Source organism: Vogesella sp. XCS3, from assembly GCF_020616155.1.
Taxonomy (GTDB): Bacteria; Pseudomonadota; Gammaproteobacteria; order Burkholderiales; family Chromobacteriaceae; genus Vogesella.
The window spans coordinates 800,869-827,246 of the sequence record NZ_CP085530.1; the positions used below are offsets into that span (position 1 = coordinate 800,869).

Sequence of the window (26,378 nt, forward strand, 5' to 3'; positions counted from 1 at the left end):
CAGACCATTACGGTGCAGGCGCTTATGCATGCTGTACTGCTGTGTGGTGCGAAAGGAGAGACTCGAACTCTCACGCCGCGAGGCGCTGGAACCTAAATCCAGTGCGTCTACCAATTCCGCCACTCTCGCCACGACATCAGTACTGCTTTGAGGAGACGGATATTAGACCATACGGCTTTTTTTGGCAAGCATCTTTATCAAAATAGGCAGCTACAGAAACTTGTGTAACAATATGTTGTCCATGACATTGCCGTCCCCAATAACACGCGCGAGGAGAATCGTCGCCATGCAACCGAACCTTCACACTGCTTACAAAACCACCGCGTACAGCGGCGCAAGCCATAAGGTTCTACGTAATACCTATGGCCTGCTTGCCCTGTCCATGGTGCCCACCGTCATCGGCGGCGCCATTGGCGCCAACATGAGCTTTGCCTTCATGGCGGCCAGCCCGATCATGAGCGTACTGGCCATGATGGTTGTCATTTACGGCCTGATGTTCGCCGTACAGGCCAACCGCAATAGTGCGCTGGGCGTGCCGCTGATGCTGGTCTTTACCTTTGCCATGGGCCTGATGCTGGGGCCGTTGCTGCAAGTAGCGCTGAAGCTGTCTAACGGCGCGCAGCTGATCATGGTAGCCGGCGGCGGTACCGCAGCCGTGTTCGCCGTGATGGCAGGCATTGCCACCACCACCAAGCGTGACCTGTCCGGCATGGGTAAATTCCTGACCGTAGGTGCCGTGGTGCTGATGGTCGCCATCGTTGCCAACATCTTCCTGCAGCTGCCCGCCATGGCTTTGGCCATCTCCGCAGCCTTCGTGATCTTCAGCTCGCTGATGATCCTGTGGGAAGTGAAAAACGTGGTAGATGGCGGCGAAACCAGCTACATCTCTGCCGCGCTGGGCATCTACATCAGCATCTACAACCTGTTTACCAGCCTGTTGCACCTGCTGATGGCTTTTGCTGGCGACCGCGACTAAGCGTTACCAGGCAGTACCCACCAAGAAACGCCGGCCTAGCGCCGGCGTTTTTGCGTCTGGCGGGCTGGCGCTGTCACCTGAAAATGTACATAATCAAAAGAGCAAAAACCAAAGGCTACGACACATGCTAGACATCCTCATCACAGCCATCCTGGCGGCAGGCAGCAGCGGGGGCGTGGCATGGCTATTGTTGCGCGGCAAAAGCGACGCAGCCTACCAGCAGGGCAGGGCCGAGGTACAACTGGAGCTGGCGCAGCTGCAAGGCCAGTGGCACAGCCTGAACCAGCAATGGCAAGCGCTACAACAGCGCGAACAGCACGCACAAGACACCCTGCAAACCTTGCACAGCCAATACACCGAAAGCCAGCAGAAGCTGGCCAGCCTGGCCAGCCACCTGCAGCGCATCCCCGAGCTGGAAAGCCGGCTGCAAGCACGCGAAACGCAGCTGCAAAGCCAGCAACAGTTGGCCGCAGAGCAGGGCGCCCGCCTGGCAGCCAGCGAAGAGCAGGGCCGCCAACTGGAACGACTACTGCAGGAGCGCGGCCAACTACAGTCGCAGCTGGCTGCCATGCAACAAGAAGTCGCCCAGCTGCAAGTGGACAAGCAACAGCTGCAAACCCTGCTGGAGCAAGAGCGGCTGCAGGCCACAGAAAAGCTCACCATGCTGGCCAGTGCGCGGGAAAGCCTCGGCCAGCAATTCAAGGTACTGGCCAACGATATCCTGGAGGAAAAAAGCCAGCGCTTTACCGAGCAAAACCGGCAAAACCTCGATCAGTTGCTGGCCCCCATGGCGGAACGGCTACAGACGTTTGGCAAACTGGTACAAGACACCTACGACAAAGACAGTAAAGAACGCCTGACACTGGAGCACGAGCTGCGCAAGCTGCAGCAACTCAATACCCAGCTTAACCAGGACGCCATCGCGCTGACCAATGCACTCACCGGCAGCAATAACAAGGCTCAAGGCAACTGGGGCGAGATGGTGCTGGAAAAAGTACTCGAAAGCTCCGGCCTCACTCGCAACCGCGAATATCGCGTACAGGTGTCCGACCGTGTAGAACAGGAAGATGGCAGCCAGCGGCGCTATCAGCCTGACGTGGTCATTGATCTGCCGGAAGGCAAACAGCTGGTTATCGACTCGAAAGTGTCGCTGAATGCCTACGTGCGCTATACCGCCAGCGAAGATCGCGCCACACAAGAGGCCGAACTCAAAGCCCACATCGCCGCACTGCGCCAGCACATCCGCACGCTCTCCGACAAGCGCTACCAGGACTTGTACAAGCTCAATACGCTGGATTTCGTATTCATGTTCATCCCGGTAGAGCCGGCCTACTTGCTGGCCGTACAGCAAGACATGAGCCTGTTTAATGAGGCGTTCGAACGCCGTATCATGATCGTTGGCCCCAGCACCTTGCTGGCTACATTACGCACCGTGGCCAGCATCTGGCGCTACGAATACCAGAACCAGAACGCGCAGGAGATCGCCCGCCAAGGCGGTGCCATGTACGACAAGCTGGCCAGCCTGGCCGAATCGCTGGAAAAGGTTGGCCGCCAGATTGGCCAGCTGCAAGACAGCCACCAGCAAGCCATGCGCCAGCTAAGCAGCGGCAGCGGCAACCTGATAGGCCGTGCCGAAAAGCTGCGCAAGCTGGGCGCAAAGAGCAACAAGAGCCTGCCTGGCCACCTCCTGACGGATACGCCGGCAGAAAATGAAGAAGAATCTGCAGAATAATTCTTGCACTGCCATTACCTGTCATCTATACAGAATTCAGGTAACAGAAAGGAGGGAGCAAATCTTGGAATCGCTGGTTTTACTTGTAGTAGCAGTTGGATTTGTTGCGTTCTTTAGCAGTAAAGCGTTAGTCCAGAAGCGAGCACGCATCGCCGTGCGCACGCAGCACCCGGCCTCCCGCCGGCAACGCTCCAACCTTTTTTGATACCTGTTTGTGGTGTTTGGAATGAAGTAGGAAGTAGTTTGAAGTTGTATCTAGTCAGACGAACCTTTAGTTTTACTCACCCCAACACAAAGCCGGCCCTTGGCCGGCTTTGTTACGTCTATAGTTATCGTCATCGCTGCTACATCTTAGCCATTTAAATCCAGCGCTGGCTATTTTGAATTTGTACGTTTTCTAAGCGCCACATTACTCACAGAGATTGTCGACACGTATTTATCAGACCTTACCTGCTGAAACACAAAATCAGACACATCCATAATCCGATTTCACGCATAGCCGGCAAAACACGCAGGCCACACGTGGCGACTGAGTATACGATACCCAACCGATCGGCCATCGACCCGCTAGGAATCATCGCTGCGGCGAACATGGAACGCGAAAAAACCCAAGAAAGACGGGACTTTTGGGCGGATTTTCGCAAAAAGATCGGCGCATTGGCCGTGGCCGGTCTGATGGTTCTGACGACGTTAATGAGCCCAGTTGAAGGCTCGAAAGCCCCCCAAGGGGTTTAGTATTTACGTCGTATAATTCGGCCTTATGTAAAACGCATCGCGGACTGTTGTATCATGCCACATACGTAGAAATACCATGTGGTACCGATGCGACAGCAGCGGTACGTGGTACCCAAGCACAACCACCCCCAGACTTCTGGAGCAGGCATGTTCGTATATGTTGTTGATGTTCTGATCATGATGAGTTGCCTAGTCACGCTCAAGGTGCTGATGTTCAACCATGAGCTGAAGCGCCCGCCTCGTGACCTTAAAGACTTCATGAACTCATACAAGTTAAGGCTGTTCTCTATAATCATCTTCAGTGCTTTTTCAATGTTTCTTATCGCAGTTTGGCATGAGGAAATTGCCGGCTCGGCGTCATACAACATCAAGCAACTCGCTTTTCTCGCTATGTTCGCTATCCCGTGGGGGTACATGGCGTATCTGGCAAAGCAAGGAAAGCGGTAAGATTTTTAACGCAAAACATGCCAGATAAACAATCAAGCGGTGTTTAAGCCCTGACGGTACCTGGCCATGCGAGTTCGTCGATTCCCCCGCTGTGACTTTCCTTGCAACCCTGATGACCTCATCAGGGTTGTTTGCTTTGGCGACGCCGAGAAGCTGGCTGCATCGCTTTACGTGGCAGTAGACCAGATAGAACGCTGGCGAACGGGGCAGGAGGCGGTGCCCTATGCGGTGTATGCCACGCTAAAAGCACAGGACAAACCGCAGCTAGGTGAAACGTGGGGAGAGTGGCAGGGCTTCTACCTGGACAGAGGGCGGCTAGTATCCGACGAATACCGAGCCGCAGTCAGCTTGGATGATGTTTTAAAGCTGCGTGAGTACCGTAGGCTTGATAAACTTGTCATAGAACAAGCAGATTCCATAGAACGACTGATTGTGGAGCGGGATTTTTACAAAACCCAGTGCCATAGAGAAGCAAAATTCGGACTGATGATAAATAGGATATTTAAATGAGCGGCAAGATATACCACTATACGGACACGGCTGGATTGTTTGGAATTCTTAATGGGTCTATATGGATGACGGCCGTGTCATACCTTAATGACTCTACAGAGTTCGACATTGGCGTGATGGACATAAAAGATCACCTGAAAAAAAATTTTGATTCGGAAGTTATAGCGCCAAACTTGATAGATGATGCTTTTGAGGAGATAAAAAAATGGGATATTCACAGTATCGTTTTCGAGAGCTCCAAATCAGCTAAGTCAGTGGAGGGGGTATTGTCCACAGGGTGGGTACTGCATTGAATTTAAGGAGCGTGAATTTTCTAGATTGTCCAGCATTACGTTTGGCGATGACGCAGGTATTGTTGCTGAGTCAGGATTTAAATTCGCAGAATGCCGTTATGATAATCATGATTTGCTTATCAAGGAATTGAAGGAAAAAATTGAGAAGCGACTGCGGGCCTCCAGGACTGGTCTCATGGCCATACTGCCAAATGATGATGTTCAAAAGCATTTATTTTTCGAATGCATTGATGAAATATCGGATGTTTTGCCCTTTTTGAAGGACAAAAACTTTAGTGAGGAAAAAGAGGTTAGGCTGGTAAAATTTCTCGAAGGGTACGGAATAAGGTCATTTTTGGCTGCGAATTGCAAGTTTCGCACCGGAAGGCACTACATAATTCCATATTACGAGCTTTCTGGGAAGTTTTTCAATCCATCACAGTACATATCTAAAGTGATTGTTGGACCAGGGCCGCACAAAGAGAGAAGCGCAAAATCTTTAGACTTCTTTCTTCAAGAGATGGGGATGGATATTGACATTGAGACGTCAGAAATTCCGCTCATATCCTGGTAGTACAACTTTGTGCTGATGCTGAGGTGACATTGAGATTGGTGCCAAAATGGCACAAAAGACGGGTATTACCAGTCACCCGTCAGTGACACCGAGTGCCGGAGGTTCTGGCACGCACCTTTACGACTGCTTGAGCTGATCCAGCTTTAGCAGCACATCACACAGGCGCTGCACCTGGTCGCCGTGCGGCACCTTCGGAATGCGGAACACGCGAATGCCGGCCTGTTTAATGGCCGCGTCGCGTTGCTGGTCGGCTTCCTTCTTGTTGGCGTGCGTGCTGTCGTCCAGCTCGATGAGTGCCACGATACTGAAATCAGGGCGCACTATCAGGAAATCGGCCACCTTCTGGCGCATGGTAGCGAAGCGGCGATAGTTGGACTTGCTGTCCCCACCTTCAACGCGCAGGAATGCGCTAAACGCCACCTGCGGCAATACGATGTAATGGCCGTTCAGATGGTTGGCCAGCGACCAGTAGCAAGTAGCCTCGCGCTGGGTAAGCGGTGGTTTGCTCTGAAAAACGGACAGCGGCGAAATCGGGGCATCTGCCGCTGGCAAATCAGGGATGTGTTCGTCCTGTGTCTGGTTAGGGGCAGAGCGCGTTATCGGCTCCAGCTTCATCGAAGCGGCGCGGCCAAATGGGGATTTGGCTTTCTTGCTGCCAGACTTGGCACCGACGAGCACGGCAACCAGAACCAGGGCGGCAAGAAACAGGATGGCAAGTAGCGTCATGCAATCAGGGTAACAAACAAGGCTGGCCGTAAGCAAACCGGAATGGGCGGCTTGCGTGGTGTGGGAATCTCAAAATGAGACTAAAGGCGGCTAGTTATCAGTAAGCCGCCTATGCACCGAGGTCGCACGTAGCCACAACCTGCAGGGGTGCTAACGCACCCCTCGCTGTCTGTAGTTCTCAATGGTGCCGATGGCACGCATAACTGCCTGCTGGCGCGTGGCGCGCTCATCCAGCAGCATTTCATGCTTGATCATCTTCTCTGCAAGCTCTTCGTTGTTGCCGCAAGCCCGGACTAGGCGCTGAAAAGCGACACGGTCACGGCTTGCCAGTCGCTTGAACCAGTAATGGCGGTGCGATGGCTTGAGCGCTCCCCAGATGGTGAGAACGACAACGAAAAGTACGAGGAAAAAAATCAGGATACGCATGGCGATTAACCAGACACCGTTATGCGCAAAGGATAAGGTTTTGTGACTACAAGATACAAGGCCGGATTTGAATCTGTTCTGCAGGGGCTACGCCCCCGCACCCCCTCACTCGCCGTGGGGCATCCCCCGGGGATGTTTGCAACATCCCCGGCGTTGCCGGGAGTGTATTCACTTCGGTGTGGCCATCAAGGGCTTTCGCGGCATAAACGGGGCCCGGCGCTGCGCGCCACCCATTTATTCCACGGTCCCTTGACGCCCACCCCTACGTTTTCCTGTCGCTCCCGCTGGTCGCTCTAAGAACGCTTGGTTTCGCGTAGCGGTGGCAGTCTCATACCTCCCGTTGCATCTGGCAGTGTGGTGATGCTGACTTGCGGGCTCTCGTTGCGTTGGCCAGCAGGGGCAGGCGCTGTTGTTGCAGCTTTTTCCGGGTGTGCGTCTTCGCTTTGGTACGGGTCAAAGCGGCCATTGGCTACCACATCACCGCAGACGTTTAATGGCACATCCAACGATGTCCCTTGCTGGGTGTAGCAGGTGCAACGGGTAGCAGACTGGACACAACCGGCAAGGCGCGGGAAGGTCTTGGGCTTGGCAATTTCTTCGTACATGGGTGCGGTTTCCGGGTGCTCGGCCACAAGGGCGGCACGTTCTGAATAGACCTCAGATGCGGTTCGCGGTGGATGCCGTGGAGTGTTGGCCGCAGGAGCCTGCGAGGCCGGGGCGGATGCGGTGGCGCTTGGCGTGGTGGATGTTTTGCCAAGGCGGCCAAGGGCATGAACGGCAAACCAGATGATGCAGGGCAGGGCGATGGTCAGGGCAATCAGCTGTATGGCCTTCTTGGGTATCTGGAGCTTGTGCGTGTGAAGCTCCGCTGACTTGTACAGCGGATAAATGGCCTTGGGGTAAGCGAATAGGCGAACGTCCGGGGAGCGCGAGGCAGCACCGCGTGAATTGGGCTGCAGCTCGCAGCAATCCCACTGGTAAAGCCTGGCTGACTGAGAACCGAACACACGGCGCAGGTGATAGTGCTTGTTCACGATCTCGCGCACGTGGGTATCAAGCAACTTCGGTGACTGCGTGATAAGCCAAACGTCGAAGCCGTGGTGACGGTGGGTTTCAAACATCGAAACGTGCTTCGGGATCTCGGTACCGTTACGGCGGGGAGGGAAGACACGCTGGCACTCATCAATGACGATCACGGCGCCGGCTGGCAGTTCGTACCACTTGGCCGGGTCTTCGAGCTCAATCCAACCCAGCTGCTCTTTACCCTTGTCGGTAAGCGGTATCCCTGAGTAATAGACTTGGCGGTTGTCGCGGTCGGCTTCTTCGGCAATGCGCTTGATGGCAAAAAGGGTTTTGCCCGAGCCGGGGACGGCGGTTAACAGGTTGAGCATGGCTTAGCTCCCTGTCTTGTTACCCAGCGAGGAGCGGACAACGCTACCTGCCGAGTTCATGCCGGAAAGAAACGCCCGCACCATCATGGCAGAAAGCGTCAGGGTAAGGACTTGGCCAAAGCCGAGCAGCCCAAGGATGCCGACTATGTCGCTGGCCAAGCTGCCGACTTGCTTGCTAATTGCGGCCTCGATTTGCTCCATTACAAAGCCAAGGCCGGTATAGGAGACAAGACCAAAACCGAGGGCACCCAGAATACGGGCAAGAATCGGCTCCACCAGAAGCAGCAACAAACCACCGAGCAATTTCCACATGATCAATCCCCCCTGAATACGATACGGGCTGCAAGGTAGTAACCGAGCAGAACGAAGAACGGCCGCACCATGGCGGCAAGGTCACAAAACGGGGTGAATGAAAACTCCATGCGGACTGGCGATCCGGCAAGATCGAACTGGATAGCCTTTGGTGCGGGGCAGTAACCACCACCAATGTATTTGTCACCATCCTGAAGCTTCAGCTTCACTTCGGACGGCTTGATGGCACCGGCTTTTTCGTCGGGCATATCGGCGGACAGTAGGAAGTCTTTTATCTGGCTGACGGAAGAAACCAGCGGGGCGACGGCAGACGAAACAGCACTGCCAATGGCGGTGGCTGTGGCTTGGATGGCATTGACCACAGATGTGACAGCGTTGGATATGGTCGCTTTTATGGCTGACACGGCACTAGAAATAGCCGTAGTAATGGACGTGAGGTCTAAGGGCGGAACTTCTTCGCCGGTGCCAGTCCCGGTGCCGCTGCCGGTTCCAGAACCAGAACCAGAACCGCTACCGGAACCGCTGCCAGAGCCAGAGCCAGTGCCGCTACCTGAACCAGTACCAGTAGAGGCCGGCGCACCAAGCGTACCAGCTGGAACCGTAATAATGGGCGGTTGGCCATCGCCCTGCGGCTCAATTGAGCCCGTAGCAGTGCCTGCAGGTGTTGTGTAAGTAAGCGAGTTGCCAGACATGGCCAACCGCTCAGAACCACCCTGACAAGAACCAGAAAGGGATGAGCCATCAATTGTAAAAGTGCAATCCCCCCGCTTGAACTCGGTTACACCATCACATGTCGGGTTTGATGTGTCCGCAGAAAATTTACCCCCGCGAAACACAATCTCGCACTCAATCCCCGCAGGCTTCTGAACCTCTGCAGGAGAGGATAAAGCGCACCCACTCTCGGATGCAGAATAGCCAGCAGGGCAAGCACCGGGGACAGTGCCTTCAGCATCGAAATTATTTACACCCTTGTAATTTCCATTCCAAGTCAGGCAGCTACTACCACTAGATTCCATGCCAAACTTGGCACAGATGCCTTTCACGGCAGAAGTAATCTGTTCCCATGTATAGGGCGCTGAGAGGAAAACAGCGGAAGACATATCCCATTCGTAATTTATGTGACGACCTGGAACAGTTTTATCAGGTGATTTGGGAGCAGAAGAAGGGGGAGTAGGAACGGGCTTGCCATCAGAGCCAGGCTTGGTTGGCCAGCCGGGAACAGGCTTATCCGTATTACCATCAAGGCGAATTGCCATGCCAGCACCAACGGTCAGGGCGGCAGCAGCAATACTGAACGCTTCGAGACCGGATGCAGCGGTAAAGCCAGAACCTGCGGCACCACCAAGTGCAATCAGAGGGGCTTTGTTGCACAAATCAGCCGTAGGTCGAACTACCCCAATCCCCAGACGGATTTATCCCATACGGACCGTTTGCGGCGTGCCCAGTGCTGTGAAGCGATTCAGAATCGCTGCACAGATTTGAAGCTCCGCTACTTGCCGGTCAAAGTCCCGTGACTTAACCCGATCTGCCAGCAATTTGAAACAGTGCATCTTCGTTTCGACCAAGCTGCGGCGATGGTAGCCACTCCACTTTTTCCAGAGCGCGCGCCCCAGATACTTCACCGCTCGTAGCGACTCATTGCGAGCCTGATTGCCCCGTAAATTCCCTTTCCAGAATTGGCCATTTCGACGTGGGGGAATGATGGCTGCCGCCCCACGCTCTGCAATCGCTGCGTAACATAGGCGTGTGTCGTACGCCCCATCCGTGGTGACGGTTACCAGTCCCTCTCCCGCCGGAATTTGCGATAGCAGCTCTGGCAGCATCGTGGCATCTCCAGTGCGATTGTCGGTCACTTCCATTGCCCGGATTTCCAGCGTTTGCGCATCTATGCCCAGATGCAGCTTGCGCCATTGGCGGCGGTAATCAGCGCCATGCTTTTTCACCTTCCACTCGCCTTCACCCATCATCTTGATGCCGGTGCTATCCACCAAGAGATGCAGACAACCTTGCTTTTTCTGTACCGGGATGCGGACTTGCAGGTCTTTCTGGCGGCGGGAAAGCGTGCTGAAGTCGGGGACGGCCCAGTCAAGGCCAGCCAGGCGCAACATACTTTCGACCATACCTGTGGCTTGCCGTAGCGCCAGGCCAAAGAGGCATTTGATGGTGAGACAGAACTGGATGGCAGCATCAGAAAAAGTTAGCTGCCGTCCCCGCCTGCCGGTAGCCGGTGCCAACCAGTTCATGCCTTTGTCGAGCCAGAGAAGGAGCTGCCCTCGTTGCTTGAGGGACTGGTTGTATGACTGCCAGTTGATGGTTTGGTACTTGGGAGGAAGGGGCTTGCTCATGCGGTCATTCTACCGGACGGACGTAAGCACTGATTTGTGCAACAAAGCCAATCAGAGGGGCAAAGGCGTATGCCTTGACCGGGAAAACAAGCTGCCAGAGTAGGTAACTTGTCATGAACACAACGCGCAGAAACTTTCGCATGGCACACCTCAGCGGAAAAGAATCCAGAACGCCCCGAGCAGGGCAAACAGCACAATCCATCCGTCCATAATGAAAAAAGGGCCTTTCGGCCCTTTCCCTCGCGCTGCCGGTTAGACCGAGCTGTTAACGAGACGCCAGACTTTACGCAGTGCCATGAAGCCCAGCACGGCACCACCGATGGCGGCGATGGCAACCACACCGGAGCCGATGTTGTCGGTAACCGGCGTAACGTCGATGGTTGCACCAGCGGCAAAAGCGGGCAGGGCGGCTGCGGAGAGCAGGGCGGTAGTAGCGAAACGCTTCAGGTTCATGTATTTCATGATTCAATCCTCAGTGGATGAAGGACTAAGAAAACCCCACAGGTGCCGCCAGACAAATGCCAATGACCAAAGGGCAAGAATGGCTGTGGCGATGGTGACGGCTTGGGGGATGGTCAGCGGCAGAAAGAAGGGCTCTTGTAAGCTGCTGAATTCCTCAGGCGTTAACAGGATGTAGCCTGTACACGTTGCCGGAGTCTGGTCCGCCGGGGCTGGCTGCAGGACTAGGGCGGTAGTCACTTGCTGCCCAACGGTTAAAGTCTGAAATACGGCACATTGCGGCATGGTTTTCTCCGCTATTGAGTGCATCCGCGTTCGCGCTGGTCGGCTTCGCTTTCGCCCGCGCGTCCGCGTCTGCACTGTCGTTGTCGAATACCGGGTAATCGCCTGCGGCTTTCAGTGACAGGGCGCGCTGGTGCTGCCAGTACCAATCTGGCGCAGCTGTTACCGGGCGAACTTCGATCACTTTGATGATTGTGGTGAATGGCTTCACGTTGCCCAATGGCTCAGAAATGTCCATGCCATATTCGCGTAGGGTTTTGGCGTGGCGGAAATACGTGGCACGTGACAAAAGGGTGCGTACATCAACCCCTTTAAGCCACGCTGCGGCCGTAGCCCGGACAGTGGATGGCAGAGCCATCAAATCCATCGTGGTTACGTCCTCGCGGACGCGATTCACCAGTGGATCAACGTACTGGTCAAACAGGTTTGTAAGCTTTTCCATGGTGATGTCCCCGAGGTATCGGCAGTGGTGTTCGGCGAGCGTACGGCGATCAACTTCAATCTCAAAACGGACAATCCCTTGGGCAAGGCAGTATTGATAAACGGGGTCTGCTTTGATTTCTTCGGTGGTGCGGCCGTGGCGATGCGCCAGCATTTCATTGGCTTTGATGTAGGCTTTAATCAGTACACGGGACTTGCGATGACCCCACATCACCGTGGATTCACCAAGACGGCCACGACGGATACGGGCGACTGATTGGGTACTGAGCCAATCAATCATGGATTGCGCGGCAGCCATGCTGCCGGTCTCGTAATTGCTGGTGAGGTGCAAACGGGAAACCGTGGCACCAGTCCATTCGTGAAAAATGCCGTGGGCTACGTTGTAGTCTGTCCAGTGCTGCGGCTCGACTTCCTGACGTTCACCAGCAGAAAACCCCGGAAGACCTTCGGCTTTCAAGCAACGATTGAGGCGATCAACCGTTGCGTCAAAGTCGAGGTTAAACAGGTTATCCGGGCGTGACAGACGCCCCGGATTACCTTCGGCATAAACAAGATGGCCATCGCTTTTTATGGCGACCATGGACTGATAAGAACCTTCGCTAAATTTCTTGGAAGGCGCAGCCCAAACAATTTCGGTGATTTCGCCGTCGTCGTCGGTATTCACTTTCATGGCCAAGCCGGAATTGACGCGGCGAACCGCGTCAACGGGCTCCAGCGTTACAGGGTCAATAGACCCGGTGTAACGCTGCTGAATGTGAATGCCGTCAACGAAAACGCGGGACATAATCAGGCTGCCGGTTTGGCTGCTGCAGGCATTGTCATATCGATGAAAACAGGCTGACCGGTGAACCCAGCCACGACAGCTTCAACTTTGCCAGCGCGTGGTTCGTGATCCATGGTCAGATCGATACGGCACGGGTATGTCACGGAACCCAGCTTGGCAAACGCGGCTTCGGCTACGGGCAAGTCCATGGGCTCAAAACCAAGGCCAAACTTGTTGAACTTGGCCGAAGAAACGTTCTTGTTCGGAATGATGATGGTCAGGCGGTGCATCTCGTATTGGTTGCCTGAGCCTTTGGATGTGCCGGCCATCTTGGACAGGCCTATTGCGATTGCTTGCATGGTGGCTACCTTCAGAATGCTAGAATTGATTTGATATACAGAGTACGAACCCTCGTACAAGGCAATGCTAAGTACGGGGGTTCGTACAATCAAGGAAAATCAGGATGAAACTGACGGTCGATTACCTTCAAGAAGCACTAGAAATGCTCGGAGATATGCCGGATGCAAAGAAAGCCGAAGCCCTGAAAATCAGCAAACAGGCGCTTAGCGGCTACAAATCCGGGCGTAACGTGATGGATGACTACGCGTGCATTATGGTGGCGAACAAGCTCAACCTAGACCCGCTAGAAATCATTGCTGCAGCAAACATGGAGCGCGAAAAATCCTTTGAAAAGAAGGAGTTTTGGGCGGATTTTCGCAAAAAGATCGGCGCATTGGCCGTGGCCGGTCTGATGGTTCTGACGACGTTAATGAGCCCAGTTGAAGGCTCGAAAGCCCCCTCAGGGGTTTAGTATTTACGTCGTATAATGTTTATTATGTCAAATTCAGTACGGAAAACGGCCTCCTTTTGCCCCTCTGGTCACCACTCTCCCTTGGCTATCATTAATGCTGGCGCCTGGAGCTGGATGGCAAGAGCATCGCCATCCAGCTTCAAGCGCCAGCATCGGGCTTATGTCGCAACGTGCTGCAGGTAAATTTGCAGCTCTTTGCGGCCTTGCCATTCGTTGGCCGCAAGTTGGTAGACGGCGTGAATTTCTTCTGGCAGCCACTCGGTACGGTTGAACACCATACCGTCGCATTGCACGCCATCTTTGGCTAGCCGCAGTTTGAGATGTTTGTCGCCAACCATGCGTTGACTGATGACCTGGAACTTGTCCTGGAATGTGGGCGGCGCAAAGCCTTGGCCCCATACCTCGGCAGCCAGTGCTTCTGCCGTGGGCAGGTTCAGCTCCCTGGCGCTGAGGCTGCCGTCTGTTTCCAGCGTGCGTGTCAAGGTGCTTTCGTCCAGCAGGCTTTGCGCCACCTCTTCGAAAGCCTGCTGGAATGCCGATAAGGACTGTTCGGCAATAGTCAGCCCTGCTGCCATGGCGTGGCCGCCAAATTTCAGGATCATGCCAGGGTGGCGTTTGTACACCAGATCCAGCGCGTCCCGCAGGTGAAAGCCGGGTATCGAGCGCCCTGACCCTTTGATTTCGCCCTCGTCGCCAGGGGCGAAAACGATGGTTGGCCGGTGGTATTTTTCTTTCAGGCGAGAGGCCACGATGCCTACTACGCCCTGGTGCCAGTCATCGCGGTACAGTGCTAGTGTGTAGCGCTTGTCGGCATCGATGGTAGATAGCGCCGCCAAGGCTTCGTCCTGCATGCCGTGTTCGATCTGGCGACGTTCACGGTTGAGGCGGTCCAGCTCTTGCGCCAGCCGCATGGCTTCCTCTTCGCTACCGGCCAGCAGGCAGGCTATGCCCAGGCTCATGTCGTCCAGGCGCCCTGCCGCATTCAGCCTGGGCCCCAGGGTAAAGCCCAGGTCAAAGGTGTTGGCTTTGTGCGCTGCGCGACCGGCGACACGAAACAATGCGGCAATGCCGGGTGCCATGCGCCCTGCCCGCATTCTGCGCAGCCCGTTATCTACCAGGATGCGGTTGTTGCGATCCAGCCGGACCACGTCGGCTACCGTGCCTAGCGCCACGATGTCCAGCAGCTCGCCCAGGTTTGGCTCGGGGTTGGCCGCAAAGTGGCCGCGCTGGCGCAGCTCGGCGCGCAGTGCCATCAGTACGTAAAACATCACCCCCACCCCTGCCAGGTTTTTGGAGGGGAACTCGCAGCCTGGCTGGTTGGGGTTCACGATCAGCGCATCCGGCAGTGTGTCACCCGGCAGGTGATGATCGGTGATCAGTACCTCGATGCCGCGCTGCTTGGCAGCCTCTACACCCGCCACGCTGGCGATGCCGTTATCCACGGTAACAATGATGTCTGGCTGGCTTTGTGCGGCCAACTCGACGATTCCCGGTGTGAGCCCATAGCCGTACTCGAAACGGTTGGGCACGATGAAATCAATCACGCCACCCATGGCGGCCAGGCCTTTTACTGCCACGGTGCAGGCGGTGGCGCCATCGGCATCGTAATCGGCGACCACCAGCATGCGCTGCTTCTGGTGGATGGCATCGGCCAGCCGCACGGCCATGGCCTGGACATTCTTCATGCTGTGATAAGGCAGCAGGCCTTTGAGGGCGTAATCCACATCGCTGGCACTTTCGATGCCACGAGCGGCGTACAGGCGCGCCATGAGCGGGTGTATGCCCTGCTCGCACAAGTTCTGTTGGCAGTTGGCTGGGGAGCTACGGGTGGTGATCTGGGTCATTGCGGGTACAGGGTGGCTAAAGGTTGGCCGGATAGCCAGAATTTCCATAGCTGGCGCGGCGTAATGCGCAGGGTAAAGCCGGCTTCGCCGTCGCAACTGAGTTCGAGCGATTGTAGCTGGCCGGCCTTGAGTGCGGCCAGCATGGGGGCGAACCAGTCTTGCTCCAGCCGCTTGATCGTTTCGCGCCAGCCCCAGGCGTCGCAAAATTGTGCTGCAGCTTCCAACTGATCCAGTACCACATGAACATGCTCGCCTTGCAGGCCGGCAAACTGGTAGGGGGCGGCGTCTATCGCCATGCCACATTCTGTGGCGAGTGCCAGATAGAGCGGGTTGTCACTATATAACAGCGGGGCAAAGGCCTGCGGCGCCTGGCTGTCGCTGCCCTGCTCCCCCCAAAGCCATACGCTGTTTACCGGCGTGTCGCCGCGAAGCTCACGGGCATCGTTGGCCGCATGGGTATAAAGCAGCATCTGCATTTCATTGAGATAGCGGCTCCAGCGCATACCGTTCTGCCCGCCGGGTAGGTGGTGGTTGATGTCCTGGCCGATAACATCCGGCAGCGGCGTAAAGCTGGCCCCGGTTGCTGCTGGTAATGAAATGAACCAGCGTGCGGGCGTGGGTGCGTGAAAAACGAAACCGTCTTCGGCAAAAAGCTGGTTGAGGCTGCCAACAAGCTGGTCGGCTTCGTGCTGTGCCAGGTTCATGATGCCTACATCACCCAGCAGAGCGCGGTCACGGTCTACCCGCAGGTTAACCGGGTCTGCAATAAGCCAATGCCGGCCTGCGGTAGATAACCCTGCCTGCCGCGCCAGGGTGGCGGCCACCGCAAGCTCGGGCAGATTGAAGCTGTGCAACAGGTGCTCGCTTGGGTGGGCTGGGTGTGCGCTACGTTGGCCGCGCGCCAAGAGTAAGGAAAGTGCCGGGGTGCTCAGGTCGCGGCACAGGCTTGCGCCATCGTGGGCGTCGTACCAGGCCAGGCCGGGCAGGTGCAAGGTGAGTTTCATAAAGGTGCCGGGCTGATTTTTATTTTTAACAAAACAATTTTAGATGCGTGTCGAACCATTATCCGCTGCGCACTGTCTCTTGGTGCAGGTTTCACTGCCAGTTTGACTAGTGGGTTGATTTGGCTAGGGTTTCTGGTTTGCAGTGGCGCGACGATTTTGCTAGCATGCCCTGCTTTGATATTTTCTGCTGCAAAAGGCGTAGTTTTGCAGCGCAGTATTTAAGCTGATTCGTTTTGCGATGAAGGCTTATGCCACACGAGTCGACTGAACATGAATTATCGCAAACTGCTGGGCTTCCCGCAAAAGTGGGTGGCGCAGCTGATAAATAACCCCATGACCTGGCTGGGTGCCGCTGCCAGCTTGCCGTTTATGGGGGCGCTAACCGCACTGGCCATTACCCAGGAGCAGACGCTTCCGCAACCTGCGGCACCTTTGGCGCAGCAGGTTACCGAGCAGCTGACGCTGCCGGCACTGCCGACAACCCAGGCTTCAGGTCTGCGTTACTGGCGGGATGAGGCAGTACAGCGCGGCGACACGATTGCACGCCTGCTAAACCGCCTGGGCGTAGACGATGGCGAGGCGACGCGCTTCATTCACGCCAGCCCGCTATCGCGCGACCTGCTGAAGCTGCGTACTGGCGCCACCTTGTCGGTAGAACTGAACGACCAGGGTGAGCTGTTCGGCCTGCGTTTTCTGAATGATGACGAGAATGGCGAGAAGATACTGGTGGTGATCGAGAAAAAAGGCGATCAATGGCAAGCCAGCGCCGACGCGCCCGAGATGCAGACGGTACAGACCGTGCGCTCCGTACTGGTAAAAACCAGTGCCACCGGCGCATTGGCGCAGGCGCGCGTGCCAGTGGAGGTACGTACCGGCTTGTCGGAGATTTTTGCCGACCAGTTCCCGCTAACTGAATTGCGCGCGGGCGACAAGATCAGCCTGGTATACGAAACCTTGCAATACAAAGGTACGCCACTGGCCAGCGGCAATATTCTGGGCGCCGAGATCGTGCGCAGCGGCAAGGTTTACCAGGCATTTTATTTTGAGCACGATAGCGAATCGGGCGCGTATTACGATGCGGCCGGCAAGCCGTTGAAAAAAGGCTTTACCATGCAGCCGGTTGCAGCCCGCATCAGCTCGGGCTTTGGCATGCGCTTTCACCCTATTTTGCGCTCGCTGCGCATGCACGAAGGGGTAGACTACGCGGCCGCCAGCGGCACGCCGATTGCCGCCCCGTCTGACGCCACGGTGGCAACGGTGGCGCAGCAAAGTGGTTATGGCAATGTGGTAGTGCTGAAGCACAGCAATAAATTATCCACGCTGTACGCGCATATGAGCGCCTTCCAGCCGGGCCTGCGCGCCGGGGCAAAAGTAAAAGCCGGCGACATTATCGGCTTTGTCGGTAGCACCGGCCGCTCTACCGGGCCGCATCTGCATATGGAAGTGCTGATCGATGGGCAGCCTGTCGACCCTGCCACGACTGCCCTGCCTGTACCGGGCCTGACACCCGTCCAGCGCTTGGCCTTCCGCCAGGGTAGCGTTAAGCTTGCGGCCAACCTTCAGCTGCTCAGGGATATTCCGGTCAGCGTGGCGCAGCTCGACTAACCCTGCCCACCCATGCATCGCCCTGGCAGCTTCATTAGCCAGGGCTTTTTTATGTCTGAGATTTATATCGGTTTGATGTCCGGCACCAGCCTGGACGGTGTGGACGCCCTTGTCGTGGACTTTGCGCATAGCCCTATGCGCGTACTGGGCGAAGCATTTGTACCCTATCCCGCCGCGGTACGTGAACAGGTGCTAACGCTGCAACCGGTGGGGCATGACGAGCTGGCGCGCAGCGCTTTGCTGGGCAATACGCTAGCCACACTTTATGCCCAGGCTGTGCAGCAGGCGCTGCACACTACCGGCTTGGTGGCCGCCGATATCCGGGCGGTACTGTGCCACGGGCAGACCATCCGCCATGCTCCGCAGCAGGGCTATACCCTGCAAATTGGCAATCACGCCTTGCTGGCCGAGCTATGCGGCATTGATGTGATTGGCGATGTGCGCAGCCGCGATGTAGCGGCAGGCGGGCAAGGTGCGCCGCTTGTGCCCGCTTTTCATCAGGCGGTGTTTGCCAGTGCCACGGTGCCACGTGTCATCCTGAATATTGGCGGCATTGCCAACCTGACCCGCCTGAGCCCAGGCCAGCCGGTAATCGGTTTTGATACCGGGCCGGGCAATATGCTGATGGATGCCTGGATCCGCCGCCACCGCGGCCTGGACTACGATGCATCGGGCGCGTGGGCGGCCAGCGGGCAGGTGCAAAGTACCTTGCTGCAGCGTTTGCTCGCAGAGCCCTACTTTGCGGCCAACCTGCCCAAAAGCACGGGGCGGGACTTGTTTGATCTGCCCTGGCTGGATGCCCATCTGTCCGCACACGCCCGCCAGCACGGGGCGGTGCCGGATGCCGATGTGCAGGCGACGCTGCTGGCATTGACCACCCACAGTATTGCCTTGGCCGTGCAGCGCTTTGCCCCTTGCTGCAGGGAGTTGTATGTCTGCGGCGGCGGGGCGCAGAACCCTGTACTGATGGCCAGTCTTGCGGCCAACCTGCCGGGTATTCATATCGACACTACCGAGGCGCTGGGCCTGGGGCCGCAACAAGTGGAGGCGGCCGCCTTTGCCTGGCTGGGCTGGTGCTTCTGCCATCGCAAGCCGGCCAACCTGCCGGAAGTCACCGGCGCGCGCGGTTTGCGCGTGCTTGGCGCACTTTATCCGTATTAAATGTAAAGTGATCGATAAGATACCGGGTAAATTGCCGATATAATGCATGGCTGACTTCATACATTAAATAACAATGCGCCTGTTCAAGCGTAAAGCTGCCGTACGAAATACCCAACCCCTGCCACCCAAGCTTACCGCCCTGCTGCGCGAAGCCTGGTGGTTGCTCATGGCTGTTACTGCTGTTTATCTGGTTATCACACTGGCCAGTTTCAGCCCGGCTGACCCTAGCTGGTCGCATAGCTCGGCAGATACGCAAATCCGCAACTACGGCGGCACCTTTGGCGCCTGGCTGTCTGACATCTTGCTCTACCTGTTTGGTTACGCTGCGTGGCTGCTGGTGGGCTTCTGCCTGTTCGCCATTGCTTGGGGCTACCGCAAGATCGAGCAAGCCGACTTCCAGACTGGCCCCATGACCTGGGCCGCGCTGCTGGGTTTCCTGGTAACCCTTGTCAGCGTAGCCAGCATCGAGGCGCTGATACTGGGCAATAAGGCACTGGCGCTGCCGGCAGGGGCAGGCGGCATGCTGGGCAAGTCGCTTGGCTACGCCGCCGCACATGCTTTTGGTGGTACCGGGGCGGGTCTGCTCCTGCTGGTGCTGGCTGCCATTGGCACCTCGCTGTTTACCGGCTTGTCCTGGCTGAACCTGATGGAAAGCCTGGGCGGCAAGATTGAAGACGCTACTGTCGGTGCATGGCAAGCGTGGCAGGCCAGCAAAGACCGCGAAATCGGCCGCGAGGTAGCCAAGCAGCGCGAAGAAAAAGTGGTGCAGGAAAAGAAAAAAATCGACGAAAAGCCACCGGTGCGCATAGAAGCCCCTGTGCTCGAGGTGCCGGTGTCGCCCAAGGCAGTCAAGCCGGTTCAGCAGTCGCTGTTTGCCGCCCCGGGTGATGAGGCCTTGCCGGGCCTTACCCTGCTGGCTCCGCCGAAGGAGCAAGGTGAACCGGTATCCGCCGAAACCGTGGAATACACCTCGCGCCTGATCGAGCGCAAGCTGGCTGACTTTGGCGTGGATGTAAAGGTCATCGCCGCCTACCCTGGCCCGGTGATTACGCGCTATGAAATCGAGCCTGCCATCGGCGTAAAGGGCGCGCAGATCGTCAACCTGATGAAGGACCTGGCGCGCGCGCTGAGCCTGGTGTCTATCCGCGTGGTGGAAACCATCCCGGGTAAAACCTATATGGGGCTGGAGCTACCCAACCCGAAACGCCAGATTGTGCGCATGTCCGAAATCGTGGGCTCGGAAAGCTACCAGAACATGCCGTCCAAGCTGGCCATGGCGCTGGGCAAGGATATTGCAGGTCAACCGGTATCGGCCGACCTGGCTAAAATGCCGCACGTACTGGTGGCGGGTACTACCGGCTCAGGCAAATCGGTAGCGATCAACGCCATGATTCTGTCGGTGCTATATAAAGCCACGCCAAAAGAAGCCCGCCTGATCATGGTGGACCCGAAAATGCTGGAGCTATCGGTATACGAAGGCATTCCGCATTTGCTGGCTCCCGTGGTAACCGACATGAAGCAAGCGGCCAACGCGCTGAACTGGTGCGTGGGGGAAATGGAGCGTCGCTATCGCCTGATGTCCAAACTGGGTGTGCGTAACCTTGCGGGTTTTAACCAGAAGATTCGTGACGCCGAAAAAGCCGGCGAGAAGATACCCAATCCGTTCAGCCTGACCCCCGACATGCCGGAGCCGCTGGAAGCGCTGCCGCTGATCGTGGTGGTAATTGACGAACTGGCCGACCTGATGATGGTTGCCGGCAAAAAGATCGAAGAACTGATTGCACGCCTGGCGCAGAAGGCACGTGCGGCGGGCATCCACCTTATTTTGGCCACCCAGCGCCCGTCGGTAGACGTGATCACCGGCCTGATCAAAGCCAACATCCCGACCCGCATTGCCTTCCAGGTGTCCAGCAAGATTGATAGCCGCACCATTCTGGACCAAATGGGCGCTGAAACCCTGCTGGGGCAAGGTGATATGCTGTACCAACCACCCGGCACCAACTATCCGCTGCGCGTGCACGGTGCTTTTGTGGCCGATGAAGAGGTGCATCACGTGGTGGAGTTCCTCAAGACCACGGGTGAACCGGACTACGTCGACGGCATCCTCACCGGCACACCGGAAGGCGATGATGCAGGGGGTGAAATGGGCGCTGCCGGCGGCGGCGACATGGAGGCAGACCCGCTGTACGACGAGGCGGTGGCCATTGTGCTTAAAACCCGCAAAGCGTCCATCTCATCGGTACAGCGCCAACTACGCATAGGCTATAACCGCGCCGCCCGACTGATTGAGCAAATGGAAGCTACCGGTATCGTATCTGCCATGGAAACTAATGGTAACCGCAGCGTACTGGTACCCATGCGCGAGGAATAAGCACCCTGCCCTTTTCATCTGCAATGGCCGCCCTGCGGCCATTGCTTTTTATCGCTAGCCGGTTAAGCTAGGCGCACTCGTTTTGTACTGGACAAATCATGCCCGCACTGCTGAAAGAACCCGCATTTCGCCACGACTACACGCCCAAAACAGGCATTCTGCTCATCAACCTGGGCACGCCTGCTGCACCCACTGCCAAAGCACTGCGCCCTTATCTCAAGCAGTTTCTGTCCGATAGCCGGGTAATTGAAATCCCCAAGGCAATCTGGTGGTTCATTCTCAATGGCATCATCCTGAATGTGCGCCCGGCAAAAAGCGCGGCAAAATACGCCACCATCTGGACCCCGGATGGTTCCCCCCTGCTGGTGCACACCCAAAAGCAAACCACACTGCTCAAAGGCTTGCTGGGCGAACAAGGCATGCGCAACCTGGTGGTGGACTACGCCATGCGTTATGGGCAGCCATCCGTCGAGCAAACCATGCTCAAGATGCGGGAAGCCGGCGTGGAGCGCCTGCTGGTCATACCGCTCTACCCGCAATACGCAGGTTCGTCCAGTGCCACGGCACTGGACGATGTATTCCGCACATTGCAAAAAATGCGCAATATGCCGGAGGTACGCACCGTGCGCCACTTCCACGACCATCCTGCTTATATACAAGCACTGGCCGATAGCGTGCGGGAGCACTGGCGCCTGAATGGCCGCGCAGAAAAGCTGGTAATGAGCTTTCATGGCGTGCCACGTTTCACGCTGGACAAAGGCGACCCCTATCACTGCGAATGCCTAAAAACCGGCCGCTTGTTGGCCGAAGAACTGGGGCTGAGCAAGTCGGAATACGTTGTCAGCTTCCAGAGCCGGTTTGGCCAGGCAGAGTGGATCAAGCCCTATACCACCGAGGTGCTCACACAGCTGGCACGTGATGGCGTATCCAGAATTGACGTCATGTGCCCTGGCTTTGTGGGCGACTGCCTGGAAACCCTGGAAGAAATTGCCATGGAAGGAAAAGAAGATTTCCTGACTCACGGCGGCAAGGAATACCGCTATATCGCCTGCCTGAACGAGCGCCCGGCATGGATTACCGCCCTGGCAGAGATCGCTGCGGCCAACCTGGGTGGCTGGATAACAACACCGGATGATGCAGAAATGCGACAGCTACGTGCCCGCAGCTGTGGCGCAAAAAGCTAGAAAAAGGCTAATTTTTTTCACAAAGGCGCACCTCAATGGTGCGCCTTTGTTCATTTATGAAAACTTTGTTCAATAAGTGCATGGTGCAGCACACCATAAAGAGGCATGCGACAAAATTGTGTCGAACAATATTCAAAACATTGTTTGCGACCTTCGTTGACACTGAAAGAAACGGCTCCGCATAATCCTTGCCATCTGCTCATCCAAAAGATGTAACGCAGGTTTTTCAAGTCACAGACTTAAGATCAGGGGAAACACAAGATGAATAAATTTGCTCGTCTGAGCCTTTTTGCGGCTGCCGCCATTGCACTCACTGCCTGCGGCAACAAGGAAGAAAAACCGGCTGGCGAAGCATCCGCCGCAGCTGCTGAAGCTGGCGGTGAAACCGTTGTCAAAATCGGCCAAGTATCGCCGCTGACTGGCCCGATTGCCCACCTGGGTAAAGACAACGAGTTGGGCGCCAAGCTGGCCATTGAAGATCTGAACGCTGAAGGCGTTGAAATCGGCGGCAAGAAAGTCAAATTCGAACTGGTATCCGAAGATGACCAGGCCGACCCGAAAATCGGCACCCAGGTTGCACAGCGTCTGGTTGATGCAGGTGTTGTTGGCGTTGTCGGCCACCTGAACTCCGGCACTACCATCCCGGCATCCAAAATCTACTCCGACGCTGGCCTGCCACAAATCTCCCCGTCCGCCACCAACCCTGACTACACCAAACAGGGCTACAAAACTACCTTCCGCGTGATCGCCAACGACGTTCAGCAAGGTAAGGCACTGGGTGAGTTTGCTGTTGATGGCCTGAAAGCCAAAAAAGTAGCCATCATCGATGACCGTACTGCTTACGGCCAAGGTCTGGCTGATGAATTCGAAAAAGCGATCAAAGCCAAAGGTGGCGCTATCGTTAAACGCGAATTCACCACCAACACCGCGACTGACTTCAACGCCATCCTGACTTCGATCAAGGGTTCTGCACCGGACGTGATCTTCTACGGCGGTATGGATGCACAAGCAGGCCCACTGGCCAAGCAAATGCAGCGCCTAGGCATCAAGGCCAAGCTGATGGGCGGCGATGGCTGGCAGACTCCGGAGTTCATCAAGCTGGCTGGCGAAGCTTCCGAAGGCCAGTACTCCTCCAGCTGCGGCATGCCGCGTGACAAGATGCCTGGCTTCGCAGCCTTCAACGACAAGTTCAAGGCCAAGTACAACACCGAAGTTCAGATCTATGCTCCGTACGAGTACGACGCTGTTCGCGTACTGGTAGAAGCCATGAAACGTGCTGGCTCCACTGACCCGAAAACCTACCTGGCTGAAGTTGGCAAAACCAACTACACCGGCGTAACCGGCCCGATCGCCTTTGATGAGAAAGGTGACATCAAAGACGGCGCCGTAACCGTTTACCAAGTTAAAGGTGGCAAATGGGAAGTGGTTTCCACTGTAGGCGGCCCGGCTTCTGCCGCACCAGCTGCTAGCGCTGCCCAGTAATTTTTGCTGGCATCGCCCTGAAACGGCGCCTTCGGGCGCCGTTTTTCATTTGCACTTGCGCAACAATACATCGCTGGCTAATATGTTGCGCTGCAGTGCCGATTGTATCCTTTCGCCACTCCCTGCTTTTCTTGCCACCCGCCACCCATGGGTTTGCAGAAAACGCGCCCGCTGTACTACCGGCCCCAACAGGGCGGGTATCACGCCTGAAATCCACCTGCCATCACCTATAAAACAATGCCCCCGCGCAGGGGCAGGGACAAGCTTTACCATGAACAAAATCATTAATGCATCGCTGGTAGCCGCTACGGCTGCCGCCCTCGCCGCGTGCGGCGCTTCCGACAAAGCAGCCACGGCCGAAAGCAGTGTGCCTGCAGCCAGTGCCGAGCAGCTGACGGTAAAAATCGGTTCGGCCAACCCCTTAACCGGCCCGTTTGCCCACTGGGGGCGTGACGCAGACAATGGCGTACAGCTGGCTATTGAAGAAGCTAATGCCGAGGGCGTGACGCTGGGCGGCAAAAAAGTAAAATTTGAAGTAGTCTCCGAAGACGACCAGGCAGACCCCAAGGCGGCGACACAAGTCGCCCAGCGCTTTATCGATAGCGGCGTTGTCGCCGTCGTTGGCCACCTAACCTCTGGTGCAGCTATCCCCGCTTCGCGCATCTACAACGATGCCGGCGTGCCGATGGTAGCTGGTTCGGTAACCAGCCCGAAATTCACCCAGCAAGGCTATAACAACACCTTCCGCATCATTGCCAACGACTTGCAGCAAGGCCAGGCACTGGCCAAATTTGCAGTTGGCCAGCTGAAAGCGCAGCGCATTGCCGTCATCGATGACCGTACCACCTATGGCCAAGGTCTGGCCGATGACTTTGCCAAATCGGTAGAAGCCGCGGGCGGCAAGGTTGTGAAACGCGAGTACACCACCAATAGCGCCACCGACTTCATGGCCATTCTGACCTCGCTGAAAGGCCAGAATCCCGACCTGATCTTCTACGGCGGCATGGATGCCCAAGCCGGCCCGATGGTGAAGCAGCTGCGCAAACTGGGCATGAAAGCTGCATTCATGGGCGCGGATGGCGTAAATACGCCTGAGTTTGCCAAGCTGGCAGGCAAAGACGCCGAAGGCGCCTACGCATCCAGTGCCGGCGCACCAAAAGAAGCCATGCCGGGCTACGCCAGCTTTAACGACAAGTTCAAAGCCCGCTTCAAGACCGATATCCAGGCGTATGCACCTTACACCTACGATGCTGCCCGCGTCCTGCTGGATGCCATGAAGCGTGCCGATTCCGCAGACCCGAAAAAATTCCTGCCGGAAATTGCCAAGACTCAGCTGCAAGGCGTGACGGGCGAGATTGCCTTCGAAACGAATGGCGACATCAAGAATGGTGCGGTTAGCCTGTACCAGCTGCAAGCCGGTAGCTGGAAAGGCCTGACGCCAGATACAGCCAAAGCAGCCTCGGCAGCACAGTAAGACAAAAGCGCCTTGCGGCGCTTTGGTTTGCTAACCGGCCCTCGATGATTCGAGGGCCTTTTTCATGGCCGGGCGGCAACGCGCCGCGTCGGGCTCGGCTTGGCGTCAGGCGTGGTGGCGCTCGGCCATGGCTTCGCCCAGGCGGACGGGTTTACCCGCCTGCCAGCTGCCATCAAACCGTACTGTCTCTTTGGGATAAAGCAGTACTACGGTAGAGCCCAGCAGGAAACGGCCCATCTCATCGCCTTTTTTAAGGCGTATTTGCTGGTCGTCATAGCGCCACTCGCGTACCTCGCCACTGCGCGGCGGGTTGACCACGCCGTGCCATACCGTAGCCATGCTGCCCACAATGGTGGCACCCACCAACACCAGCACGAAAGGCCCGCTGTCGGTTTCAAATTCGCATACGACGCGTTCGTTGCGGGCAAACAGTCCAGGCACGCCACGGGCGGTAGTGGGGTTCACCGAAAACAAATCGCCCGGCACGTGGATCATGCGCAGCAGGCGGCCATCTGCCGGCATATGAATGCGGTGGTAGTCGCGTGGGCTCAGGTAGATGGTGGCAAAGTGGCCGTTATTGAATTTGGCAGCCAGCGTAGCATCGCCGCCGACCAAGGCAGTGGTGCTGTATTCGTGGCCTTTGGCCTGGAAAATCTGGTCTTGCCGGATGGGGCCAAACTGGCTGATGGCGCCATCTACCGGGCAAATGAAGGCGGCCGACGCCAGCGGGCGGGCACCCGGCTTGAGTGCGCGGGTGAAAAAGCTGTTGAAACTGCTGTAGCTGGCCGGATCCGGGTCGGCTGCTTCGGCCATATTGACCTGGTAGCGTTCGATAAACCAGCGTATCAGACGCGTGGTGGCTTCGCCGGCTTCGGTATTGGCAATACGCCCCGCCATCAGGGTAAGTGCCTGTTTTGGCAGCAGGTATTGCGGCAGAACAGCTAGACGATAGCGCACGGCGTAGACCTTTATCTCATTTTCAACCGGCCATTATAACGCTACCACCTGCAAATGCTAAGTACGGCGCGGCGCCATGGCAGCGCCGTACCTG

At 56.6% G+C, this 26,378-nt stretch carries 26 protein-coding genes and 1 tRNA gene; 14 read left to right on the forward strand and 13 right to left on the reverse strand.

Annotation, left to right across the window (positions count from 1 at the left end; translation table 11 throughout):
• Positions 1–44: 44 nt before the first annotated feature.
• Positions 45–129, reverse strand: a tRNA-Leu gene (locus tag LCH97_RS03650).
• A 157-nt stretch (positions 130–286) separates the two neighbouring features.
• Between LCH97_RS03650 and LCH97_RS03655 the strand changes: the two genes are divergently transcribed.
• From LCH97_RS03655 to LCH97_RS03685, 7 genes are all read left to right on the forward strand, one after another.
• Positions 287–976, forward strand: a complete 690-nt coding sequence (locus LCH97_RS03655) for a Bax inhibitor-1/YccA family protein (protein WP_227303452.1) — start codon at positions 287–289, stop codon at positions 974–976.
• A 124-nt stretch (positions 977–1,100) separates the two neighbouring features.
• Entirely contained in the window at positions 1,101–2,708 is a 1,608-nt protein-coding gene (rmuC, locus tag LCH97_RS03660) for a DNA recombination protein RmuC (RefSeq protein ID WP_227303453.1), read from the forward strand.
• Positions 2,709–3,299: 591 nt separating this feature from the next.
• Positions 3,300–3,443, forward strand: a complete 144-nt coding sequence (locus tag LCH97_RS03665; protein ID WP_227303454.1) for a hypothetical protein — start codon at positions 3,300–3,302, stop codon at positions 3,441–3,443.
• 147 nt (positions 3,444–3,590) lie between these two features.
• Positions 3,591–3,890, forward strand: a complete 300-nt coding sequence (locus tag LCH97_RS03670; protein ID WP_227303455.1) for a hypothetical protein — start codon at positions 3,591–3,593, stop codon at positions 3,888–3,890.
• 66 nt (positions 3,891–3,956) lie between these two features.
• On the forward strand, positions 3,957–4,400 hold the full coding sequence (locus LCH97_RS03675) for a hypothetical protein (RefSeq protein WP_227303456.1): 444 nt from the start codon (positions 3,957–3,959) through the stop codon (positions 4,398–4,400).
• A complete protein-coding gene (locus LCH97_RS03680) occupies positions 4,397–4,693 on the forward strand; it encodes a hypothetical protein (RefSeq protein WP_227303457.1) in 297 nt (98 codons plus the stop codon). Before LCH97_RS03675 ends, LCH97_RS03680 begins: the two co-directional genes overlap by 4 nt.
• A complete protein-coding gene (locus tag LCH97_RS03685) occupies positions 4,689–5,246 on the forward strand; it encodes a hypothetical protein (protein ID WP_255619326.1) in 558 nt (185 codons plus the stop codon). Before LCH97_RS03680 ends, LCH97_RS03685 begins: the two co-directional genes overlap by 5 nt.
• Before the next feature lie 117 nt (positions 5,247–5,363).
• Here LCH97_RS03685 and LCH97_RS03690 read toward each other — a convergent pair whose 3' ends face one another.
• The 9 genes from LCH97_RS03690 to LCH97_RS03730 all read right to left on the reverse strand — a co-directional run bounded on the left by LCH97_RS03690 (position 5,364) and on the right by LCH97_RS03730 (position 12,750).
• Entirely contained in the window at positions 5,364–5,972 is a 609-nt protein-coding gene (locus LCH97_RS03690; RefSeq protein ID WP_227303458.1) for a DUF2726 domain-containing protein, read from the reverse strand.
• A gap of 150 nt (positions 5,973–6,122) precedes the next feature.
• Complete coding sequence (locus LCH97_RS03695) at positions 6,123–6,398, reverse strand: hypothetical protein (protein ID WP_227303459.1); 276 nt, start codon at positions 6,396–6,398, stop codon at positions 6,123–6,125.
• Positions 6,399–6,691: 293 nt separating this feature from the next.
• Positions 6,692–7,789, reverse strand: a complete 1,098-nt coding sequence (locus LCH97_RS03700; protein ID WP_227303460.1) for a zonular occludens toxin domain-containing protein — start codon at positions 7,787–7,789, stop codon at positions 6,692–6,694.
• A gap of 3 nt (positions 7,790–7,792) precedes the next feature.
• Positions 7,793–8,101, reverse strand: coding sequence for a DUF2523 domain-containing protein (locus LCH97_RS03705; RefSeq protein ID WP_227303461.1), 309 nt, complete (start codon positions 8,099–8,101; stop codon positions 7,793–7,795).
• A gap of 2 nt (positions 8,102–8,103) precedes the next feature.
• Positions 8,104–9,357 carry a virulence factor TspB C-terminal domain-related protein gene (locus LCH97_RS03710; RefSeq protein WP_227303462.1) on the reverse strand — a complete coding sequence of 418 codons (1,254 nt, stop codon included), beginning with the start codon at positions 9,355–9,357 and terminating at the stop codon, positions 8,104–8,106.
• A 156-nt stretch (positions 9,358–9,513) separates the two neighbouring features.
• Positions 9,514–10,446 carry an IS5 family transposase gene (locus tag LCH97_RS03715; RefSeq protein ID WP_227301451.1) on the reverse strand — a complete coding sequence of 311 codons (933 nt, stop codon included), beginning with the start codon at positions 10,444–10,446 and terminating at the stop codon, positions 9,514–9,516.
• 252 nt (positions 10,447–10,698) lie between these two features.
• Positions 10,699–10,908, reverse strand: a complete 210-nt coding sequence (locus tag LCH97_RS03720; protein WP_227303463.1) for a major capsid protein — start codon at positions 10,906–10,908, stop codon at positions 10,699–10,701.
• Positions 10,909–11,062: 154 nt separating this feature from the next.
• Positions 11,063–12,412, reverse strand: a complete 1,350-nt coding sequence (locus LCH97_RS03725) for a phage/plasmid replication protein, II/X family (protein ID WP_227303464.1) — start codon at positions 12,410–12,412, stop codon at positions 11,063–11,065.
• A 2-nt stretch (positions 12,413–12,414) separates the two neighbouring features.
• Positions 12,415–12,750, reverse strand: coding sequence for a hypothetical protein (locus LCH97_RS03730; protein WP_227303465.1), 336 nt, complete (start codon positions 12,748–12,750; stop codon positions 12,415–12,417).
• Between the two features lie 104 nt (positions 12,751–12,854).
• Between LCH97_RS03730 and LCH97_RS03735 the strand changes: the two genes are divergently transcribed.
• Entirely contained in the window at positions 12,855–13,202 is a 348-nt protein-coding gene (locus tag LCH97_RS03735) for a hypothetical protein (RefSeq protein ID WP_227303466.1), read from the forward strand.
• Between the two features lie 158 nt (positions 13,203–13,360).
• On the opposite strand, the gene recJ is transcribed toward LCH97_RS03735, so the two are convergent.
• Positions 13,361–15,046 carry a single-stranded-DNA-specific exonuclease RecJ gene (gene recJ / locus LCH97_RS03740; protein ID WP_227303467.1) on the reverse strand — a complete coding sequence of 562 codons (1,686 nt, stop codon included), beginning with the start codon at positions 15,044–15,046 and terminating at the stop codon, positions 13,361–13,363.
• Positions 15,043–16,050: a hypothetical protein gene (locus LCH97_RS03745; RefSeq protein WP_227303468.1), complete on the reverse strand. Its 1,008-nt coding sequence runs from the start codon at positions 16,048–16,050 to the stop codon at positions 15,043–15,045. The genes recJ and LCH97_RS03745 overlap by 4 nt, the downstream gene beginning before the upstream one ends.
• A 270-nt stretch (positions 16,051–16,320) precedes the next feature.
• Between LCH97_RS03745 and LCH97_RS03750 the strand changes: the two genes are divergently transcribed.
• The 6 genes from LCH97_RS03750 to LCH97_RS03775 all read left to right on the forward strand — a co-directional run bounded on the left by LCH97_RS03750 (position 16,321) and on the right by LCH97_RS03775 (position 25,327).
• Positions 16,321–17,655, forward strand: coding sequence for a M23 family metallopeptidase (locus LCH97_RS03750; protein ID WP_227303469.1), 1,335 nt, complete (start codon positions 16,321–16,323; stop codon positions 17,653–17,655).
• Positions 17,656–17,706: 51 nt separating this feature from the next.
• Positions 17,707–18,816 (forward strand): anhydro-N-acetylmuramic acid kinase, encoded by a 1,110-nt coding sequence (locus tag LCH97_RS03755; RefSeq protein WP_227303470.1) that lies wholly within the window; start codon positions 17,707–17,709, stop codon positions 18,814–18,816.
• A gap of 73 nt (positions 18,817–18,889) precedes the next feature.
• On the forward strand, positions 18,890–21,187 hold the full coding sequence (locus LCH97_RS03760) for a DNA translocase FtsK (RefSeq protein ID WP_227303471.1): 2,298 nt from the start codon (positions 18,890–18,892) through the stop codon (positions 21,185–21,187).
• A 98-nt stretch (positions 21,188–21,285) separates the two neighbouring features.
• Positions 21,286–22,371, forward strand: a complete 1,086-nt coding sequence (gene hemH / locus LCH97_RS03765; protein ID WP_227303472.1) for a ferrochelatase — start codon at positions 21,286–21,288, stop codon at positions 22,369–22,371.
• A gap of 261 nt (positions 22,372–22,632) precedes the next feature.
• A complete protein-coding gene (locus tag LCH97_RS03770; RefSeq protein WP_227303473.1) occupies positions 22,633–23,853 on the forward strand; it encodes a branched-chain amino acid ABC transporter substrate-binding protein in 1,221 nt (406 codons plus the stop codon).
• A gap of 271 nt (positions 23,854–24,124) precedes the next feature.
• A complete protein-coding gene (locus tag LCH97_RS03775) occupies positions 24,125–25,327 on the forward strand; it encodes a branched-chain amino acid ABC transporter substrate-binding protein (protein WP_227303474.1) in 1,203 nt (400 codons plus the stop codon).
• A gap of 105 nt (positions 25,328–25,432) precedes the next feature.
• Here LCH97_RS03775 and asd read toward each other — a convergent pair whose 3' ends face one another.
• The gene (asd, locus tag LCH97_RS03780; RefSeq protein WP_227303475.1) at positions 25,433–26,284 is read right to left on the reverse strand and encodes an archaetidylserine decarboxylase; all 852 of its coding nucleotides are present in this window, start codon (positions 26,282–26,284) and stop codon (positions 25,433–25,435) included.
• Positions 26,285–26,378: the final 94 nt, after the last annotated feature.

Excerpts from the sequence above, each read along its gene's own strand:
- LCH97_RS03655 (WP_227303452.1), top strand. The coding sequence starts at position 287 with ATGCAACCGAACCTTCACACTGCTTACAAAACCACCGCGTACAGCGGC.
- rmuC (WP_227303453.1), top strand. The coding sequence starts at position 1,101 with ATGCTAGACATCCTCATCACAGCCATCCTGGCGGCAGGCAGCAGCGGG.
- LCH97_RS03665 (WP_227303454.1), top strand. The coding sequence starts at position 3,300 with ATGGAACGCGAAAAAACCCAAGAAAGACGGGACTTTTGGGCGGATTTT.
- LCH97_RS03670 (WP_227303455.1), top strand. The coding sequence starts at position 3,591 with ATGTTCGTATATGTTGTTGATGTTCTGATCATGATGAGTTGCCTAGTC.
- LCH97_RS03675 (WP_227303456.1), top strand. The coding sequence starts at position 3,957 with ATGCGAGTTCGTCGATTCCCCCGCTGTGACTTTCCTTGCAACCCTGAT.
- LCH97_RS03680 (WP_227303457.1), top strand. The coding sequence starts at position 4,397 with ATGAGCGGCAAGATATACCACTATACGGACACGGCTGGATTGTTTGGA.
- LCH97_RS03690 (WP_227303458.1), bottom strand. The coding sequence starts at position 5,972 with ATGACGCTACTTGCCATCCTGTTTCTTGCCGCCCTGGTTCTGGTTGCC.
- LCH97_RS03695 (WP_227303459.1), bottom strand. The coding sequence starts at position 6,398 with ATGCGTATCCTGATTTTTTTCCTCGTACTTTTCGTTGTCGTTCTCACC.
- LCH97_RS03700 (WP_227303460.1), bottom strand. The coding sequence starts at position 7,789 with ATGCTCAACCTGTTAACCGCCGTCCCCGGCTCGGGCAAAACCCTTTTT.
- LCH97_RS03705 (WP_227303461.1), bottom strand. The coding sequence starts at position 8,101 with ATGTGGAAATTGCTCGGTGGTTTGTTGCTGCTTCTGGTGGAGCCGATT.
- LCH97_RS03710 (WP_227303462.1), bottom strand. The coding sequence starts at position 9,357 with ATGGCAATTCGCCTTGATGGTAATACGGATAAGCCTGTTCCCGGCTGG.
- LCH97_RS03715 (WP_227301451.1), bottom strand. The coding sequence starts at position 10,446 with ATGAGCAAGCCCCTTCCTCCCAAGTACCAAACCATCAACTGGCAGTCA.
- LCH97_RS03720 (WP_227303463.1), bottom strand. The coding sequence starts at position 10,908 with ATGAAATACATGAACCTGAAGCGTTTCGCTACTACCGCCCTGCTCTCC.
- LCH97_RS03725 (WP_227303464.1), bottom strand. The coding sequence starts at position 12,412 with ATGTCCCGCGTTTTCGTTGACGGCATTCACATTCAGCAGCGTTACACC.
- LCH97_RS03730 (WP_227303465.1), bottom strand. The coding sequence starts at position 12,750 with ATGCAAGCAATCGCAATAGGCCTGTCCAAGATGGCCGGCACATCCAAA.
- LCH97_RS03735 (WP_227303466.1), top strand. The coding sequence starts at position 12,855 with ATGAAACTGACGGTCGATTACCTTCAAGAAGCACTAGAAATGCTCGGA.
- recJ (WP_227303467.1), bottom strand. The coding sequence starts at position 15,046 with ATGACCCAGATCACCACCCGTAGCTCCCCAGCCAACTGCCAACAGAAC.
- LCH97_RS03745 (WP_227303468.1), bottom strand. The coding sequence starts at position 16,050 with ATGAAACTCACCTTGCACCTGCCCGGCCTGGCCTGGTACGACGCCCAC.
- LCH97_RS03750 (WP_227303469.1), top strand. The coding sequence starts at position 16,321 with ATGAATTATCGCAAACTGCTGGGCTTCCCGCAAAAGTGGGTGGCGCAG.
- LCH97_RS03755 (WP_227303470.1), top strand. The coding sequence starts at position 17,707 with ATGTCTGAGATTTATATCGGTTTGATGTCCGGCACCAGCCTGGACGGT.
- LCH97_RS03760 (WP_227303471.1), top strand. The coding sequence starts at position 18,890 with ATGCGCCTGTTCAAGCGTAAAGCTGCCGTACGAAATACCCAACCCCTG.
- hemH (WP_227303472.1), top strand. The coding sequence starts at position 21,286 with ATGCCCGCACTGCTGAAAGAACCCGCATTTCGCCACGACTACACGCCC.
- LCH97_RS03770 (WP_227303473.1), top strand. The coding sequence starts at position 22,633 with ATGAATAAATTTGCTCGTCTGAGCCTTTTTGCGGCTGCCGCCATTGCA.
- LCH97_RS03775 (WP_227303474.1), top strand. The coding sequence starts at position 24,125 with ATGAACAAAATCATTAATGCATCGCTGGTAGCCGCTACGGCTGCCGCC.